Source organism: Arhodomonas sp. KWT (assembly GCF_010993615.1).
In genome coordinates, this window is the sequence record NZ_WNXE01000956.1 from 1 (window position 1) to 636 (window position 636).

Genomic DNA, 636 nt, shown 5'->3' on the forward strand with positions numbered 1-636 from the left:
GGTCAGGCGCGCGACGTCTCGGGCGGTGGCGGGGGATGTCGCACACGGCCTTTGGCCGTGCACGACCTACCGGAGGTCGGCGACGGTGGGCGGGTTGACTGCCCTCGCCCGGCGCGGGATCAGGCCCGGATGTACGCCCAGCCCTCGGCCTGGAGTTCCGCCAGGGTGACCACAGCGGCGTCGACCTCTGCCACGCCGGCGGTGTTTTCCAGCCCCTGGGCCGCCAGGGAGTTGCGGCACAGGCGCAGGTGGTTATCCATCGCATCCGGGGTCGCCAGGGCCGTGGCCACGGCGGCGCCGTTGGCGATGATGCGTACCTCGGCGTCCCGACGGGCGCTGAGCAGGTTGGCGGCGTTGCGCCGGGCCCGTGCCAGGGCCTCGGGTGTGGGGGCGTGCAGCAGCACGCGCAGGGGGGCACTCATGCAATCATCTCCTCGACACGCTGCACCAGGGCGGAGAACGCCGGGTGGTCACGGCGCCCGTCCAGGGGCAACCCTACCTCCACCGTATCGATCACCCCGGCGGGATGCCCGGTGTCCTGGCCGCCCAGTACCATCACGCGGTCCGCCAGTGACACCGCCTCTTCGATATCGTGCGTGACGAAGACGATGGCGGCCTCGGTGCGCCGGCGCAGCT

At 72.2% G+C, this 636-nt stretch carries 1 protein-coding gene and 1 pseudogene; both read right to left on the reverse strand.

What is annotated here, in order from left to right:
• Positions 1–119: 119 nt before the first annotated feature.
• On the reverse strand, positions 120–422 hold the full coding sequence (locus G7A99_RS23525) for a hypothetical protein (protein ID WP_163144473.1): 303 nt from the start codon (positions 420–422) through the stop codon (positions 120–122).
• Positions 419–636 (reverse strand): annotated as a pseudogene (locus tag G7A99_RS23530) (ABC transporter ATP-binding protein); the annotation flags it as partial. The pseudogene G7A99_RS23530 and the gene G7A99_RS23525, both read right to left, overlap by 4 nt.